Genomic DNA, 17,075 nt, shown 5'->3' with positions numbered 1-17,075 from the left:
CGAGCAGTTCGGAGCACCCCCGTGTCCAGTACCCCCGCGGCCGTCATCCCCGTCATGGTGCCGTGGCTCGGCGAGGAGGAGGCCGAGGCCGCCGCCGAGGCCGTCCGCTCCGGGTGGGTCGCCCAGGGCCCGCGGGTCGCCGCCTTCGAGCGGGCCTTCGCCGAGCACCTCGGCGTCCCGCACGCGGTCGCCGTCTCCTCCTGCACCACCGCGCTGCACCTCGCCATGATCGGCGCCGGGGTCGGGCCCGGCGACGAGGTGGTGGTGCCCTCGCTCTCGTTCGTCGCCACCGCCAACGCCGTCACCTACGTCGGCGCCGTCCCGGTCTTCGCGGACGTCGACCCCGCCACCGGCAACCTCACCGCCGACACGGTCGCCGCCGTGCTCACCGACCGCACCAGGGCCGTGATCGCCGTCGACCAGGGCGGCGTCCCGGTCGACCTCGACGCGATCCGGGCCCTGGCCGAACCCCGCGGCGCCACCGTCGTCGAGGACGCCGCCTGCGGCGCCGGCTCCGTCTACCGGGGCCGCCCGGTCGGCGCCGCCGCCGCGATCGCCGCCTACTCCTTCCACCCGCGCAAGCTGCTCACCACCGGCGAGGGCGGCATGGTCACCTGCCACGACGCCGACCTCGCCGCCCGGCTGCGCCGGCTGCGCGAGCACGGGATGAGCGTCTCCGCTTCCGACCGGCACAGTGCCTCCGGCGGCGCCGCCGTCGTCGAGACCTACGACGAGATCGGCTTCAACCACCGGATGACCGACATCCAGGCCGCCGTCGGCCTGGTCCAGCTGGGCAAGCTGCCCGCCATGGTCGCCCGGCGGCGCGAACTCGCCGAGCGCTACCGCAGCCTGCTCGGCCCGCTCGCCGCACGGCTGGTCGCCGACCCCGCCCACGGCACCGGCAACTACCAGGCCTGCTGGCTGCTGCTGCCGGAAGGCGCCCCCGACCGCACCGAGGTGCTCGCCCGGCTCGCCGCCGCCGGAGTCTCCGCCCGGCGCGGCATCATGGCCGCCCACCTGGAGGCCCCGTACAAGGGCACCGCCCGGGTGCCGCTGCCCGCCACCGAGCTGATCACCCACCGCTCGCTGATCCTGCCGCTGTTCCACACCCTCACCGAGGAGCAGCAGGACCGCGTCGTCGCGGCCCTCCGGGAGGCCGTCGGGTGACCTCGATCAGGCACCTCGGGCACGCCGGCTTCGCGGTCGAGCACGCCGGCCTGCGGCTGCTGATCGACCCGTGGTTCCACCCCGCGTTCCTGGGCGCCTGGTTCCCGTACCCGGACAACCGGCCGCTGCTGCCCGAGGTGGTGGCCGGCCGCTGGGACTACCTCTACGTCTCGCACACCCACGAGGACCACCTCGACGAGCGGCTGCTCGACCGGCTCTCCCGGGACACCGCCGTCCTGGTGCCCCGTTACCGGACCCGGTCGCTGCAGCGCCGGCTCGCCGCACTCGGCTTCACCCGGCAGGTGCCGCTCGGCCACCGGGAGACCCACCGGCTCGGCCCGGACGCCACCGCCACCATGCTGCTGGACACCAGCCACAAGGAGGACAGCGGCCTGCTGCTGGACCTCGGGGGCTTTCGCTTCCTCGACCTCAACGACTGCAACCCGCCGCTGTCCGACCTGCCCGGCGGCGTCGACCTGCTGGCCGCCCAGTACTCCGGCGCCATGTGGTACCCCAACGCCTACGACTACCCGCCCGCGCGGATGGCCGCCAAGACCGCCGCCGTCCGCGCCGACCTGATGGACAGTCTGGTCCGCAAGGTCCGGCTCACCGGCGCCCGCCGCTACCTGCCCTCGGCCGGCCCGGCCTGCTTCCTCGACCCGGAGCTCGACCGGTTCAACGACCGCGAACGGACGATCTTCCCGCACTGGGAGGACGTCGCCGCCGACTTCGCCGCCGCCTGTCCCGGGGTCGAGGTCGTCCGGACGGCCCCCGGCGACACCGTCGGCGCGCTCCCCGGGCCCGACGGCCGGCAGGTGCCCCCGGCCCCGCCCGGCCGCTGGCTCACCGACCCGGCCGGCTATCTCGCCGACTACCGCGAACGCCGCCGCGAGGAGTGGCAGGCGTACCACCGCGGCGAGCCCGCGCCGCCCACCGCCGAGGAGGTCGACGCCCACTTCGACCGGCTCCGCCGGCTCAACCGCCCGCTGCTCGCCGACTACCGCGGCCAGCTCGCCGTGGAGGCCGGCGGCGTGGCCTGGCGGATCGCCCTCGGCGACCTCGCCGCCCGGGTCGACCTGGAGGACGAACCGGTCGACCCCGGCTACACCATCCGCGTCCCGCCGCGCGCCCTGCGCGCCGTCCTCGACGGCCGGGCCGGCTGGGAGGAGGCCCTGCTCTCCATGCGCCTCGCCCTGCACCGCGACCCGGACGTCTTCGACCTCACCCTGCTCTCGCTGCTGCGGTACGGCCACCAGCCCGCCCAGACCCGCCGGCTGGTGCACGAGCGCACCGCCTCCGACGAGACCGTCCGGCGCGCCGGCCTGCGGCTGCAGCGCTGGTGCCCGCACGCCGGCGAGGACCTCGCCCACGCCGTGATCGCCGACGGCGTCGTCGAGTGCCCCCGCCACCACTGGCGGTGGGACGCCGCGACCGGCGCCTGCCTCTCCGGCGGCAGCCTCCCGCTGCGCGTGGAGCCCGAGCCCGCCGAGCCCGAGCCCGAAGCCGTGCCCGTGCCCGCACTGTCCACCGAACCCGCCGAGGGGCGAATCCCATGACCGACATCCCGCTCGTCGACCTGCACGCCGCCCACGCCGAGGTCGCCGAGGAGGTGCGCGCGGGCTTCGACGCCGTCCTGGCGAGCGGCGCCTACATCAAGGGCCCCGACGTGGCCGCCTTCGAGGCCGAGTACGCCGCCTTCTCCGGGGTGCGGCACGCGGTCGGCGCCGCCAACGGCACCGACGCCCTCGAACTCGCCCTGCGCGCCCTCGACCTGCCGCCCGGCTCCGGCGCGGTGCTGCCCGCCAACACCTTCGTCGCCACCGCCGAGGCGGTCGTCCGGGCCGGGCTGCGGCCCGTCCTGGTCGACGTCGACCCCGAGCACCTCTTGATCGACCCGGCGGCCGTCGCCGACGCGCTGCCCGGCGCCGCGGTGCTGCTGCCCGTCCACCTCAACGGCCAGCTCGCCCCGATGGCGCCGCTGCTGGAGGTCGCCGGCGGGCTGCCCGTGGTCGAGGACGGCGCACAGTCCCAGGGCGCCCGGCAGGACGGCCGGGTCTCCGGCTCCTGGGGCCGGATCGCCGCCACCAGCTTCTACCCCGGCAAGAACCTCGGCGCCTACGGCGACGCCGGCGCGGTGGTCACCGACGACGAGGGCCTCGCCGCCGCCGTCCGGCTGATCGGAGACCACGGCTCCGGCCGCAAGTACGTGCACGAGCGGTTCGGCTTCAACTCCCGGATGGACACCCTGCAGGCCGTCGTGCTGCGCGCCAAGCTGCGCCGGCTGCCCACCTGGAACGAGGCCCGCCGGGCCGCCGCCGCCCGCTACGACGCGCTGCTCGCCGGCGTCGAGGGCCTCACCCTGCCGCGCACCCTGCCCGGCAACGAGCACGTCTGGCACCTGTACGCCGTCCGGGTGGCACGCGGCCGCGACGCCGTCCTCGCCGACCTGCAGGCCGCCGGGATCGGCGCCGGGGTGCACTACCCGGTGCCCGTCCACCTGCAGCCCGCCTTCCGCGGCCTCGGCCACGCCGAGGGGGCCTTCCCGGTGGCCGAGCGGGCCGCCGCCGAACTGCTCACCCTGCCGCTCTTCCCGCAGATCACCGAGGACCAGCAGGGCCGGGTGGCGGAGGTGCTGGCGAAGGCGGTGCGCCGCTGACGCGGTGCCGCCCGGAACGGGAGTGACGCCCCTGGTCTCCAGGGGTGTCCCTTCCCCTACGCTGGTGCCCGCAACAGTGCAGAGCCAGTGGGGGAGCCCTGATGACGACAGGTCGGCCCGGCGCCGCCGCCGCGCCCAACTCGGCGTACGCGGGCCAGGTGGTGCAGTTCCCGGACCCGATCCGGGCCGAGAAGCACCCGGCCGGTGTCCGCGTGGACGAGTACGGCTTCCCGGACTTCGGTCCGTACGCCGCCGCGGCCGCCGAGGTGGCCGACCCGCCGGAGGGCTTCGGCGTGGACGAGCTGCGGCTCACCGACTACGTGTCCGCCAACGCCGCGCTGTTCACCCAGGGCCACGAGCTGTGGGCCGACCTGACGACCGCCGTCGCCACCCCGCCCGGCTGGACCTGGCACCACGCCGTCGGCCGGGCCGCGCCCGGCTGGCGCCGGATGGAGCTCGTCCCCGTCGAGGTCAAGGCGCTCCTGCGGCACCACGGCGGCCTCGCCCGCTCCTCCGCCGACCACGCCCGCCGCGGCACCCGCCCGCTCCAGGAGCGCCGGCCGGTGCACTTCCCGCTGGCCATGGACGGTGGGGACCCGGTCGCGGTGTCCGAGGACCTGGTGCAGCGCGCCGAGCAGCGGCTCGGGCACCCGCTGCCCGGCGCCTACCGCAGCTTCCTGAAGATCGCCGGCGGCCGCGCCCCGGCCGGCGTCGCCCTGGACGCCGACTACGGAGTCCTCCTCGACCAGCCGTTCCTGACGCTGAGCGAGGAGTACGGCGTGCACGACCTGGTGTACGCCAATAAGTGCCTGCGCGACCACCTCACCAAGGACTACCTGGGCATCGCCTACGTCCAAGGCGGTCTGCTCGCGCTCAAGGTGCGGGGCGAACGGACCGGTTCGGTCTGGTTCTGCCCGTACGACGACGCGCGCGACGGCGGCGGCACGGAACCGCCGGAGGAGAGGGTGGCGCGGCTGCTGCTGCCCTGCGGGGAGAGCTTCGACGCGTTCCTGCTCCGGCTGGCGGGCAGTCCGCCGGAGCTGGAGACGGTCGCGGAGCTGATGGTGGACGGCGGGTTCGCCCGGGCCGTCCCGGTGAACTGAGCAACGGAGGGGTGAGCCGGGCGTGGTGACGTACGCGCAGGCGCAGGAGATCGCCGAGGACTGGATCAACGCCGGCGTGCCGCGCTCCCGGCAGCGCGAGGTACGGGTGCGGGAGTTCGACCTGGGCTTCGTCTGCTGGGCGGTGGAGGGGGCCGAGGGCGAGCCCCCGGAGGGCGGCGAGGTGCGGCTGGTGATCGCCCGGGACAGCGGGGCGAGCACCCTCTGGCCGCCGCTGCCGGTCAACGAGGTGGTCCGCCAGTTCGAGGAGACGTACGGCGGCCGGACGGAGCCCAACCCGGCCGGCGCCGCCCGGCCGGTGCCGGGCGCGGTCGAGGCGACCTCGTTCCTGCTCAGCCCGCCGCAGTGGCTGCAGGAGGCCGGGGCGGCCGCGATCGCCGCCGAGAACGAGCGGCTGGGCACGCCCGCCGCCGAGCCGCCCGCGGCACCCGCCGCGGCGGCCGTGCCGGAGCCCGTCCCGGCGGCCCCGGCCGTGCAGACCATGCCGCCCGCCTCCGACCGGCCGGCCGGCGACGCGCCGACCATGCTGGCCCCGCCCTCGCAGCTGGACGGGCTGCGGGAGCGGTCCGCCGAGGCGCCGCCGCCCGGCTCGGAGGGCCTGACCGTGCCGATGCCCGTCCCGCCGCCGCCCGGCTCGGAGGGGCTCACCGTGCCCATGCCGGCCACCGCGATGCCCGCCGCCGCCCCGCCGGCCGCCACCGTCGCGATGCCCGAGGGCTTCGGGTTCGACGTGCCGCCCGCCGCGCCGCCGGCGCCGCCCGCCGTACCGCCGACCGCCCCGCCGCCGTTCCCCGGGCCGGGCACGCCCTCGGCCGGCACCCCGGTGCCCCCGGTCGCGGTCGAGCACGCGCCGACCGTGCTCGCCACGCCGGACCAGCTGCCGCCGGTCCCGCCCGGCCCCGGTGCCGCAGGCCCGGGCGTGGCGTACGCACCGACCGTGCTCGCCACCGACGGCCCGCCCGGACTGATGGGCCTGCCCGGCGCCCCCGGCACCCCGCCGGCCGGCGTCCAGCTCGGCCGCTCCGGCCCGTCCACCCCGCCGCCGCCCCCGCCGGGCGAGCTGCGCGGCGGTGCCGGTCCGGCCGGTGCGGGGGCGGGCCGTTCCGCGCCGTCCGCCCCGCCGCCGCCCCCGCCCGCGGAGCTGCGCGGCGGTGCCGGTCCGGCCGGTGCGGGGGCGGGCCGCTCGGCGCCGTCCGCCCCGCCGCCGCCCGCCCCGGCCTCGCTCGCCCAGGGCGGCCAGGCCACCCCCGCCCGGCCCGCGCCGGACGCCGCCGGGGTGGCGCACGCCGCCACCCAGCTGGCGCACGCCATCGACCTGCCCGGCGGCCCCGGTACGGCCGGACCCGGTGCGCCCGCGCCAGGCCCCGCGATGCCCCCGCCGCCGGCCGGCATGGCCCCCGTCCCGGGACCGCCGCCGCCCGGCTACGGCTACCCCGGCGCCGGTCCGGTGGGCGCCCCGCCGGCCGTGCCCGCGCCGCCCGCCCCCGCGCCGCAGGCCGCCCCGGTGCCGCCGCCCGCCGCCGGGGTGCCGACCATCGGCCCCGGCACCCAGGCCGTGATCAGCTACCGCCGTCCGGACGGCTCCGAGCAGTCGCTGGTGATGGCCAGCGAGCCCGGCACCCCGCACCCGGAGTGGAAGGCGCTGCAGGAGATGCGCCGCCTCGGCGTGCCGCCGGACCAGGTGCTGGAGTTCCACACCGAGCTGGAGCTGTGCGACCTGCCCGGCGGCTACTGCGCCCGGATGGTGAAGTCCTCCTGGCCGAACGTGCGGATCACCCACACCGTCCCGTACGGCCGCGACCGGCAGGCCCGGCAGGCCGGCATGGCGATGCTGCTGGACCACCTGGACCAGCTGCACCAGCTGGCCGCCGCCCCGCAGCGGCCCCGGCCGGTGCAGGCGCCGCTGCCGCCGCCCGGTGCCGTCCCGCAGCTGCCGCCGATCCCCCCGCAGCAGCTCGGGGCGGAGCTCGGGCAGGCGTTCGGCGGTGCGGTGTTCCGCTTCGAGCAGCGTGCCGTCTCCCGGCAGGGCGTGCCCGAGGCGGTCGCCCAGACGCTGATGTGGGCCGGTCTGCCGCGCGAGTTCCCGCCGTTCTTCTGGGCGCAGGCCCAGGAGGGCCGGCCGATCCCGACGCTGGCCGAGCTGGCCGCCGAGCGCGGCCGCCCGGCCGGCCCGGACTTCGGCGGCTACCTGGTGCTCGGCAACGACTACGGACGGCAGCTGTGCGTCCAGTACGGCACCGCCGCGGTGGTCGCCGTCGACCTGGAGGGAACCGGTGAGCCGCCCCGCTTCGTCAACACCGGCGTGCCGGAGTTCGTCCGCAGCCTCGCCGTCCTCGGCCGGATGTGGCGGCTCCGGTACGGCCTGACGCCGGAGCAGGCCGGTCGCTGGACGACCGACCTGCAGGCCCAGCTGCTGGCGGTCGACCCGGCGGCGCTGCACACGCCCGAGGGCTGGTGGGCGGTGCTCCTGGAGCAGCTCTGGGACGGTCTGATGTAGCAGCCCGGGGGCGGGCCGTACGGTCCCGCCCCCGGCCTCGCCTTGTTGGGCTTTCGACCGTATCTGCGCAAAATAGGTCAAGTGGGCGCCCCCTGGGACGCCCGCGAACAGATGCACACCCACAGCACAAGGGGAAGAGCCGATGAGCGACGCCGTCTCCCAGCACGGCTTCACGGTGGCCCGCCGCGGCTACGCCATGGAGCAGGTCGACGCGACCCTCCGGGCGCTGACCGCCGACCGCGACGAGGCCTGGGAGCGGCTCAGCGTGCTCGGGGCCGGCCTGCGGGAGATGGAGAAGCGCCTCGGCGAGATCCTCCGGGCCAAGGAGGACGCGCCCGAGCCCGACTACGGACGGCTCAGCGCCCAGGCCGGCGCGCTCATGCTGATCGCCGAGAACGAGGCCGCGGCCGTCCGCGACAACGCGGCCCGCGACGCCGAGCAGGCCCGGGCCGACGCCGAGCAGGCCGGCCGGTCCGCCGCCCGCGCGGCCGAGACGTACTCCGCGACCGTCCGCGGCGAGGCCGAGCAGGCCGCCCGGGCCACCGAGGACCGCAGCCGCGCCGAGGCCGAGTCGATCCTCGACCAGGCCGAGCAGGACGCCCGGACCACCCACGACACCGCCACCGCCGACGCCGCCCGCACCCGGGTCGCCGCCGCCGAGGCCGAGGAGCGCGCCGAGGACAAGCTGGCCGAGCTGCGGCGCCGCTCCGACGAGATGTTCGCCGAGGCGGAGGCCCAGGCCGACGCCGAGGAGGCCAAGATCACCGCCGGTGCGGAGCGCCGCCTGAGGGAGGCCGAGCAGCACCGCGAGGACATCCTCGCGGAGATCCGCGCCATCGAGGGCGCCGCCCAGAAGCGCGCCGAGGACCTGCTCGCCGCCGCCCGCCGCAAGGCCGAGAACATCCGCTCCAACAGCGAGTCGGACCAGTCCGACTTCGCCGCGCGGCACGCCGAGATGCAGGAGCGCCTCGACACCGTCAAGCAGACCCTCGCGGAGCTGACCGGCGCCGCCCTCGGCAGCATCGAGCCCGGCAGCCGCCCGGCCGCCCTGGAGGCCGCGGCCAAGGAGGCGAACGAGCCCGAGCTGACCCTCGACCTGCTGCTGAAGAAGCCGCTGCCGGCCGCGGAGGCGCCGGCCGTCGAGGCCGAGCCGACGGCCGTCCCCGAGGAGCCTGCGGCCGAGGAGCGCACCGGGGCCGCCGAGCGGCCCGCCCCGGTGGAGAGCGCCGCCGAGGAGCCCGGGGCCGAGCCGAAGATCGTCCCCAAGATCGTCATCGTGGACGACGGCATCGACCACGACACCCGCCCCAACCGGGTCACCCGCCGCGGCTGAGCGGCCGCCCGGCTCACAGCACCTCGACCGAAGCCCCCGCCAACCTTCGCCGACAGTCCAGCACGTACTGCGCGTGCTCGGTGATGCCCGGGTAGTCGAACTCGTCGTGGTCGGCGAGCAGCACCACCGCGTCGGCGGCGGCCAGCTCCTCCGGGGTGGCCTCGACGCGGTGGACGGTGGCCAGGGGGTCGCCCTCGTGGTCGGGGGAGGCGGGGCGCCGGCCGGGGACGGTGGGTTCGGCGACGTGGACGCCGGACACCACGTGCGGGTCGGCGGCGCGGACCTCGGCGCCCATCCTGGTCAGCAGCTCGACCACCCGGGCGGCCGGGGTCTCCCGGGCGTCGCCGGTGTTCTTCTTGTAGGCGAGGCCCAGGACGAGGACCCGGGAGCCGTTGACCGAGCGGCGCCGCTCGTTGAGCGCCTCGGTGAGCCGCTGCACCACGTAGTCCGGCATGTGGCTGTTGACGTCGTTGGCCAGTTCCACGAAGCGGAAGGACCGGCCGAGGGTCCGCTCCACCCGCCAGGACAGGTAGGACGGGTCGATCGGCAGGCAGTGCCCGCCGACGCCCGGCCCGGGGGTGAAGCGGAGGTAGCCGAAGGGCTTGGTGGAGGCCGCGTCGATGGCCTCCCACACGTCGATGCCGAGGTCGTGGGCGAACATCGCCAGCTCGTTGACCAGGGCGATGTTCACGTGCCGGAAGGTGTTCTCCAGCAGCTTGGTCAGCTCGGCCTCCTTGCAGGAGGAGACCGGCACGGTCCGTTCCACCAGCTGCCCGTAGAAGCCCTCGACCGCGGCCAGCCCCTCCGCCGTCGTGCCGGAGACGACCTTCGGGGTGTTCTCCAGCCGCCACCGCGGGTTGCCCGGGTCGATCCGCTCGGGGGAGTAGCCGAGGTGGAAGTCGTCGCCTGCCCGCAGCCCGGAGCCCTCCTCCAGCAGCGGGGCGAGCAGCTCCTCGGTGGTGCCCGGGTAGGTGGTGGACTCCAGGACGACGGTCGCGCCGGGCCGCAGGTGGCGGGCGAGCAGGTGCGCGGAGGCCTCGATGTACGACAGGTCGGGGGCGCCGTCGCGCAGCGGGGTGGGCACGGTGATCACCGCGATGTCGAAGCCGGCCACGTCCGAGGGGTCGGCCGAGGGCAGGTAGGCGCCGCTGTCGAGGAGCGGCTGCAGCCGGCTGCCGGGGATGTCCTCGACGTAGGACTCGCCGACCGCGAGCCGCTTGATGCGCCGCTCGTCGACGTCGTACCCGACCACGGTGTGCCCGACCTCGGCGGCCCGGACGGCCAGCGGCAGCCCGACGTAGCCCTGCCCTGCGATGACCACGCGCATGACGAAGTACCCCCTCCATCGCGACGGTGCGCACACCCTCTGCGGGGCGGGCCCCACACCTTCTTCACACGAGGGTACGGAGGGCGTGCCGGTGCGCGGGCGGCTTCGGGCAAACGCGTGCGTCCGGCACAACCGGGCCTTCCGGCCCAGCGGTTGACAGGGCGTGCCGACGGTCATGGGATGGACGTATGAACGAGCCGCCGCACGAGGCACTGGTCCTGCTCGCCCCCGTCGAGGGGGTGCTCGACCGCCTGCGGGAGCTGGTGGCGGTGACCCAGCTGGGCTCGCAGCGGGTGGTCCTGGCCGTGGTCGGGGAGGGGCAGCGGGAGAAGGTCCTCGCACTGCCCGGAGTCCTCGGGGTCTACACCGACGCCGTGCCGGACACCGCCCGCCGGGTCTTCTCGCCGGGGGAACAGCTGTTCGTCTCGGCCTGGGAGGCGCGGGCCCGGCCCAAGGAGCGGCCCGGCGACGGGCTGGCCTGGGACGACCCCGGCTTCCGGCCGCCGGACCGGCCGACGGGCGGGCCGACCTGACGACCTCCGGCTGCTGACTACCTCCGGCTGCTGCTGACACCGCGCGGCCCGGACGACGGGCGGCCCGTCCTGGGACGGGCCGCCCGCGGGCACGGTCACCGGCAGCCGCCGGTCACCCGGGGTGCCGGGTCACAGGAGCCGCCACGGGCCGTTCCAGTGGAAGTCGGGTCCGGAGTCGCGCCAGAAGAACTGCAGGGTGTCGCGGGCGCGGGCGATGAGTTCGAGGTTGCCCGGGGATCCGAAGTTGCTCTGGATCATGGTGAGGGCGTCGACCTGGCCGAGGTCCTGGGCGAAGGTGAAGGGGGCGCTCCAGGGCATGGCGGGGTCGTCGTTGTTGCGCCACATGAAGGTGATGCCGCCGCCGGCCGCGGGGAAGACGAGTTCGAAGTTGCCCTGCTGGCCGAAGCGGCTCTGGATGAGGGCGGGGTTGCCGGCGGCGCCGGTGGCGATCTGGTACGGGCCGTTCCAGTGGAAGTCGAGTCCGGAGTCGCGCCAGAAGAACTGCAGGGTGTCGCGGGCGCGGGCGATGAGTTCGAGGTTGCCCGGGGACCCGTAGTTGCTCTGGATCATGGTGAGGGCGTCGACCTGGCCGAGGTCCTGGGCGAAGGTGAAGGGGGCGCTCCAGGGCATGGCGGGGTCGTCGTTGTTGCGCCACATGAAGGTGATGCCGCCGCCGGCCGCGGGGAAGACGAGTTCGAAGTTGCCCTGCTGGCCGAAGCGGCTCTGGATGAGGGCGGGGTTGCCGGCGGCGCCGGTGGCGATCTGGTACGGGCCGTTCCAGTGGAAGTCGGGTCCGGAGTCGCGCCAGAAGAACTGCAGGGTGTCGCGGGCGCGGGCGATGAGTTCGAGGTTGCCCGGGGACCCGTAGTTGCTCTGGATCATGGTGAGGGCGTCGACCCGGCCCAGCTCCTGGCCGAACTGGGTCGGCTCGCCCCAGGGCAGGTTCGGGTCGTCGTTGTTGCGCCACAGGAAGTCGATGCCGTCGTAGGCCGAGGGCACGGTGAGCTCGAAGTTGCCGTTGAGGCCGAACCGGCCCTGGAGCAGCGCGGGGTTGCCCGCCACGTTGGTGGCCCAGCCGAGGTGGCTCGGCGTCCGCGAGCAGAGCGCGAAGGTGTTGGCCCGCATGAGGCAGTCGACGCCGTCCGCCGCGCAGTTCTCGCAGTTGCTGTTGGGGGTGCCGAACCGGCCCCAGCTGCCGCCGCAGTCGCACCCGCTGGCGGCGTACTCGTCGGGGCAGCCGAAGATGTGCCCGGTCTCGTGGGCGAACACCCGGTCGATGTTGTCCGGGCCCCAGCCGTCGTTGGCGTAGTCCATGACGATCCGCGGACCGCCGATGGACGCGTACGCGAAGTGCACCAGCGGGTACTTGGTGAAGAAGCCGCAGTAGGTCCACCGCGTGCCGAAGCGGTTGCGGATGTCGTTGACGTAGGACACCACGCCGTTCCAGTCGGCGCTGTAGCCGAGCGCCCCCATGGCGGGGTCGCGCCACAGCGCCTCCAGGTCGGCGGCGCCCGGGTCGGCGGCGGTGTCGATCCGCACGATCTGGATGTCGTAGGTGAAGGTGATCCCGGCGGCCGGGTTGGTGGTCGAGTACCAGCTGAGGCCGTTCTGGACCTCGGCCACCACCTTGGTGCGCTCGGCCTCGGTGAACTGCAGGTCGGCCGTCGGCCCCTCGACGATCACGATGCCGACGGCGACGCTGCCCTCCAGGTAGGAGCTGGTGGGGGCGGGTGCCGGGGCGCCGGCGAAGCCCGGGGCGCCGAGGTCGACCTCGGGGGTGGGGACGACGGTGGTGCAGGATCCGAGGGAGGTCCAGAGCTCGCCGTCGCGCGGGCGGGCCCGCTTCACCGCGCGGTAGGTCGGGGTCTCGCGCAGTCTCAGCGCCTTGACGCCCAGCGCCTCCACCTGGGTCATCAGCGGCAGCTCGTCGTCCGGGACCTCGGTGGCGCCGTTGCTCCCGCCCGTGGGCTGGACGACGTTGACGCGGCCGTAGCGGTGCAGCACCGGGGTCGCCCCGGGGAGGGCGCTCTGCGGGTCGGGGGGTGCCGGGGGCGCCTCACGGGCGTCCATCACGGCGAGTTCGTGGATGTTCAGGTCGCCGGCCATGGCGTGGCTCCTGTTCGCATGTTCGGGTGGGTTTCGTGCAGAGAGGCCGGCCGGACGCCGTGCCGTCACCGGAGAACTGGGGGCTCGCTCCGGGAGTACGGGCGCCCTGCCGACGCCGGGAGGGTTCCCGCCGCTGTCATGCTCATATCGTGAAAAAAGGGGCGCAAAGGGAGCATTCGGAACATTGCCGTGCGCCTCTCCGGGCGGGCCGGGCAGGAAGGGGCGGGCAGGAAGGGGTGGGCAGGAAGGGGCGCGGACCGGGCCCGGACGGGCAGGGCGCGCAACCACGGGAAAGGGCGAGGCCCGGGCGCCCCCGCGAAGGGGCCGCCCGGGCCTCCACATCTGCCGGCCGCCCCCACCCAGGGCCGTCCGGCCTTCGCACTCCCGACCCCCATCGGGCTGCGACGGCGCCGCTGCAGCCATCCCCCACGGTTGGGTGCGGCGGGCACGTGAACCATCCTGCGCGCCGTCCATGGACGGGCAGTGACAGGAGTATGTCGAGTTCTTGACGTTCTGCCCTGCTGTGTGCCGTCCGCCCCGCCCGGCGCACGGGGTGTCCGGGGGCGGCGCGGCGTAGGCTGGACACCCCCGGGGCGTTCCGCGTGCCGGGCCGTTCGCGTTGCCCGGCCGACCGCTCGGCGCCGGGCCCTCCAGCCGTGGAGCCAACAAGCATGAGCCTGTCCGGACTGCTCGATGTCGTCGTACGGGACGCCGCCCTCGCCGAGGCGATCGAAGCGGCGGCCACGGGCCACAGGCAGCACCTCGACCTCGTCGGCCCGCCGGCCGCGCGGCCGTTCGCCGTCGCCGCGCTGGCCCGCTCGCTGGCCGCGAAGGCCGGCGAGAGCGGCCGTCCGGTGCTCGCCGTCACCGCCACCGGCCGGGAGGCCGAGGACCTCGCGGCCAGCCTGCGCTCGCTGCTGTCCGCCGACGCCGTCGCCGAGTTCCCGGCCTGGGAGACCCTGCCGCACGAGCGGCTCTCCCCGCGCTCGGACACCGTCGGCCGCCGCCTCGCGGTGCTGCGCCGGATCGTCCACCCGCGGGCCGACGACGCGGCGGCCGGGCCGGTGCAGGTGATCGTGGCGCCCGTCCGCTCGGTGCTGCAGCCGCAGGTGAAGGGGCTGGCCGAGCTGGAGCCGGTGGCGCTGCAGCGCGGCGAGCAGCACGACCTGGACGCCGTCGCGCACCGGCTGGCCGCGGCCGCCTACGCCCGGGTGGAACTGGTCGAGAAGCGCGGCGAGTTCGCGGTGCGCGGCGGCATCCTGGACGTCTTCCCGCCGACCGAGGAACACCCGCTGCGGGTGGAGTTCTGGGGCGACGACGTCGAGGAGATCCGCTACTTCAAGGTGGCCGACCAGCGCTCGCTGGAGATCGCCGAGCACGGGCTGTGGGCCCCGCCCTGCCGCGAGCTGCTGCTGACCGACGAGGTGCGGGCGCGGGCCGCCGAGCTGGCCGTCCGGCAACCGGGGCTGGCGGAGATCCTGGACAAGATCGCCGAGGGCATCGCGGTCGAGGGCATGGAGTCGCTCGCGCCCGTCCTGGTGGACGACATGGAACTGCTGCTGGACGTGCTGCCCAAGGGCTCGATCGCGGTGGTCTGCGACCCGGAGCGGGTCCGCACCCGGGCGGCCGACCTGGTCGCGACCAGCCACGAGTTCCTGCAGGCGTCCTGGGTGGCCGCGGCGGCCGGCGGCGACCGGCCGATCGACGTCGAGGAGATCGACGTCTCGGCGGCCTCGCTGTGGTCGCTGGCGGACGTCCGCGAGCACGCCGCGGAGATCGGGCTGCCGTGGTGGTCGGTCAGCCCGTTCGCCACCAGCGACTCCACGGTCAGTGAAATCCTGGAATTCGACGCGGACACCCTGACGCTGGGCATGCACGCCGTCGAGGCGTACCGCGGCGACACCGCCCGGGCCATCGCCGACGCCAAGGAGCGGCTGAACGCCGACTGGCGGGTCGTCATGGTGACGGAGGGGCACGGTCCGGCCTCCCGGCTCGCCGAGGTGCTCTCCGGCGAGGGCATCCCGGCCCGGCTGGTCGCCGACCTCGCCGAGGTGCCGACCCGCGACGTCGTGTACGTCTCCTGCGGCTCGATCGAGCACGGCTTCGTCGACGAGGCGCTGAAGCTCACCGTCGTCACCGAGACCGACCTGTCCGGGCAGCGCTCCTCCACCAAGGACATGCGCCGGATGCCGTCCCGGCGCCGCAACGCCATCGACCCGCTCGCGCTGACCGCCGGCGACTTCGTGGTGCACGAGCAGCACGGCGTCGGCAAGTACGTGGAGATGGTGCAGCGCACCGTGCAGGGCGCCACCCGCGAGTACCTGGTGCTGGAGTACGCGCCCGCCAAGCGCGGCCACCCCGGCGACCGGCTGTTCGTGCCGTCCGACCAGCTCGACCAGGTCACCAAGTACGTCGGCGGCGAGGCGCCGACCCTGCACCGGCTCGGCGGCGCGGACTGGGCGAAGACCAAGCAGCGCGCCAAGAAGGCGGTCAAGGAGATCGCCGCCGACCTGATCAAGCTGTACTCGGCCCGGATGGCGGCTCCCGGCCACGCCTTCGGCCCGGACACCCCGTGGCAGCGCGAACTGGAGGACGCCTTCCCGTACGCGGAGACCCCGGACCAGCTGACCACCATCGGCGAGGTCAAGGCCGACATGGAGAAGTCCGTCCCGATGGACCGGCTGATCTGCGGCGACGTCGGCTACGGCAAGACCGAGATCGCGGTGCGCGCGGCCTTCAAGGCGGTGCAGGACGGCAAGCAGGTCGCGGTGCTGGTGCCGACCACCCTGCTCGTCCAGCAGCACTTCTCGACCTTCGCGGAGCGGTACGCCAACTTCCCGGTGAACGTGAAGGCGCTCTCCCGGTTCCAGACCGACAGCGAGGCGAAGGCCGTCCTGGAGGGCCTCTTCGAGGGCTCGGTGGACGTGGTCATCGGCACCCACCGGCTGTTCTCCTCGGAGACCCGCTTCAAGGACCTCGGCCTGGTCATCGTCGACGAGGAGCAGCGCTTCGGCGTCGAGCACAAGGAGCAGCTGAAGAAGCTCCGGGCCAACGTCGACGTGCTGACCATGTCGGCGACGCCGATCCCGCGCACCCTGGAGATGGCCGTCACCGGCATCCGCGAGATGTCCACCATCACCACCCCGCCGGAGGAGCGGCACCCGGTGCTGACCTTCGTCGGCCCGTACGACGAGAAGCAGATCGCCGCCGCCGTCCGCCGTGAACTACTGCGCGAGGGCCAGGTGTTCTACATCCACAACCGGGTCGAGTCGATCGACAAGGCGGCCGCCCGGCTGAAGGACCTCGTCCCCGAGGCGCGGGTCGCCACCGCGCACGGACAGATGGGCGAGACCCAGCTGGAGAAGGTCGTCGTCGACTTCTGGGAGAAGGAGTTCGACGTCCTGGTGTCGACGACGATCGTCGAGTCCGGCATCGACATCTCCAACGCCAACACCCTGATCGTGGAGCGCGGCGACACCTTCGGCCTCTCCCAGCTGCACCAGCTGCGCGGCCGCGTCGGCCGCGGCCGGGAGCGCGGCTACGCCTACATGCTGTACCCGCCGGAGAAGCCGCTCACCGAGACCGCCCACGAGCGGCTCGCCACCATCGCCCAGCACACCGAGATGGGCGCCGGCATGTACGTCGCCATGAAGGACCTGGAGATCCGCGGCGCCGGCAACCTGCTCGGCGGCGAGCAGTCCGGCCACATCGCCGGCGTCGGCTTCGACCTCTACATGCGGATGGTCGGCGAGGCGGTGGCGGAGTTCCGGGAGTCGCTGGAGAGCGGCGGCGAGCCGGAGGAGGAACCGCTGGAGGTGAAGATCGAGCTGCCGGTCGACGCCCACGTGCCGCACGACTACGCCCCCGGCGAGCGCCTGCGGCTGCAGGCGTACCGCTCGATCGCGGCGGTCAACTCGGAGGAGGACATCGTCCACGTCCGGGAGGAGCTCACCGACCGCTACGGCAAGCTGCCGGAGCCGGTGGAGAACCTGCTGATGGTGGCGGGCCTCAGGTTGTACGCCCGGCGGTGCGGCATCGCCGACATCACCCTGCAGGGCAACTTCGTCCGCTTCGGACCGGTGGAACTGCGCGAATCGCAGCAGCTGCGGCTGAACCGGCTCTACCCGCGCACCCAGATCAAGGCGGCCACCTCGCAGCTGCTGGTGCCGCGGCCGGTGAGCGGCGGCCGGATCGGCGGCAAGCCGCTGCTCGGCCGTGAACTCCTCGCCTGGAGCACGGAGTTCCTCACCACCATGTTCGACGACCTGGCGGGCGCGAAGCGCTGACGCCCCGCCGAGGGCGGGACCCGGCCGGCCGCTCGGCGGGCCGGGCCGC

10 protein-coding genes are annotated in these 17,075 nt (G+C 74.9%); 8 read left to right on the top strand and 2 right to left on the bottom strand.

Going from position 1 to position 17,075, the window contains the following annotated elements; genetic code table 11:
* The first annotated feature begins 21 nt into the window (after positions 1-21).
* From AB0O09_RS11550 to AB0O09_RS11525, 6 genes are all read left to right on the top strand, one after another.
* Positions 22-1,167 (top strand): DegT/DnrJ/EryC1/StrS family aminotransferase, encoded by a 1,146-nt coding sequence (locus tag AB0O09_RS11550; RefSeq protein WP_363541382.1) that lies wholly within the window; start codon positions 22-24, stop codon positions 1,165-1,167.
* Positions 1,164-2,723 carry a Rieske 2Fe-2S domain-containing protein gene (locus tag AB0O09_RS11545; protein WP_363541381.1) on the top strand — a complete coding sequence of 520 codons (1,560 nt, stop codon included), beginning with the start codon at positions 1,164-1,166 and terminating at the stop codon, positions 2,721-2,723. Before AB0O09_RS11550 ends, AB0O09_RS11545 begins: the two co-directional genes overlap by 4 nt.
* Positions 2,720-3,823 carry a DegT/DnrJ/EryC1/StrS family aminotransferase gene (locus tag AB0O09_RS11540; RefSeq protein ID WP_363541380.1) on the top strand — a complete coding sequence of 368 codons (1,104 nt, stop codon included), beginning with the start codon at positions 2,720-2,722 and terminating at the stop codon, positions 3,821-3,823. The genes AB0O09_RS11545 and AB0O09_RS11540 overlap by 4 nt, the downstream gene beginning before the upstream one ends.
* Positions 3,824-3,924: 101 nt before the next feature.
* Positions 3,925-4,926: an SMI1/KNR4 family protein gene (locus AB0O09_RS11535; protein WP_344628083.1), complete on the top strand. Its 1,002-nt coding sequence runs from the start codon at positions 3,925-3,927 to the stop codon at positions 4,924-4,926.
* Positions 4,927-4,948: 22 nt separating this feature from the next.
* Positions 4,949-7,441: an SUKH-4 family immunity protein gene (locus AB0O09_RS11530; protein WP_363541379.1), complete on the top strand. Its 2,493-nt coding sequence runs from the start codon at positions 4,949-4,951 to the stop codon at positions 7,439-7,441.
* A 142-nt stretch (positions 7,442-7,583) separates the two neighbouring features.
* A complete protein-coding gene (locus tag AB0O09_RS11525) occupies positions 7,584-8,774 on the top strand; it encodes a hypothetical protein (protein WP_363541378.1) in 1,191 nt (396 codons plus the stop codon).
* Positions 8,775-8,787: 13 nt separating this feature from the next.
* Here AB0O09_RS11525 and AB0O09_RS11520 read toward each other — a convergent pair whose 3' ends face one another.
* Positions 8,788-10,101, bottom strand: coding sequence for a nucleotide sugar dehydrogenase (locus AB0O09_RS11520; protein ID WP_363541377.1), 1,314 nt, complete (start codon positions 10,099-10,101; stop codon positions 8,788-8,790).
* A 188-nt stretch (positions 10,102-10,289) separates the two neighbouring features.
* Here AB0O09_RS11520 and AB0O09_RS11515 point away from each other — a divergent pair, with 188 nt between their 5' ends.
* The gene (locus tag AB0O09_RS11515) at positions 10,290-10,634 is read left to right on the top strand and encodes a hypothetical protein (RefSeq protein WP_363541376.1); all 345 of its coding nucleotides are present in this window, start codon (positions 10,290-10,292) and stop codon (positions 10,632-10,634) included.
* 129 nt (positions 10,635-10,763) lie between these two features.
* Here AB0O09_RS11515 and AB0O09_RS11510 read toward each other — a convergent pair whose 3' ends face one another.
* A complete protein-coding gene (locus AB0O09_RS11510; RefSeq protein ID WP_363541375.1) occupies positions 10,764-12,740 on the bottom strand; it encodes a hypothetical protein in 1,977 nt (658 codons plus the stop codon).
* A gap of 671 nt (positions 12,741-13,411) precedes the next feature.
* On the opposite strand from AB0O09_RS11510, the gene mfd reads away from it, so the two are divergent.
* A complete protein-coding gene (gene mfd, locus AB0O09_RS11505) occupies positions 13,412-17,026 on the top strand; it encodes a transcription-repair coupling factor (RefSeq protein ID WP_363541374.1) in 3,615 nt (1,204 codons plus the stop codon).
* Positions 17,027-17,075: the final 49 nt, after the last annotated feature.

It is taken from the genome of Kitasatospora sp. NPDC093679, from assembly GCF_040683455.1.
Classification (GTDB): Bacteria; Actinomycetota; Actinomycetes; order Streptomycetales; family Streptomycetaceae; genus Kitasatospora; species Kitasatospora arboriphila.
The sequence above is the reverse complement of the archived record's forward strand: the minus strand, read 5'-3'. Positions and strand labels throughout refer to the sequence as shown.

What these genes read in the sequence shown, in the direction of transcription:
- AB0O09_RS11540 (WP_363541380.1), top strand. Translation starts at nt 2,720, where the DNA reads ATGACCGACATCCCGCTCGTCGACCTGCACGCCGCCCACGCCGAGGTC.
- AB0O09_RS11535 (WP_344628083.1), top strand. Translation starts at nt 3,925, where the DNA reads ATGACGACAGGTCGGCCCGGCGCCGCCGCCGCGCCCAACTCGGCGTAC.
- AB0O09_RS11525 (WP_363541378.1), top strand. Translation starts at nt 7,584, where the DNA reads ATGAGCGACGCCGTCTCCCAGCACGGCTTCACGGTGGCCCGCCGCGGC.
- AB0O09_RS11520 (WP_363541377.1), bottom strand. Translation starts at nt 10,101, where the DNA reads ATGCGCGTGGTCATCGCAGGGCAGGGCTACGTCGGGCTGCCGCTGGCC.
- AB0O09_RS11515 (WP_363541376.1), top strand. Translation starts at nt 10,290, where the DNA reads ATGAACGAGCCGCCGCACGAGGCACTGGTCCTGCTCGCCCCCGTCGAG.
- AB0O09_RS11510 (WP_363541375.1), bottom strand. Translation starts at nt 12,740, where the DNA reads ATGGCCGGCGACCTGAACATCCACGAACTCGCCGTGATGGACGCCCGT.
- mfd (WP_363541374.1), top strand. Translation starts at nt 13,412, where the DNA reads ATGAGCCTGTCCGGACTGCTCGATGTCGTCGTACGGGACGCCGCCCTC.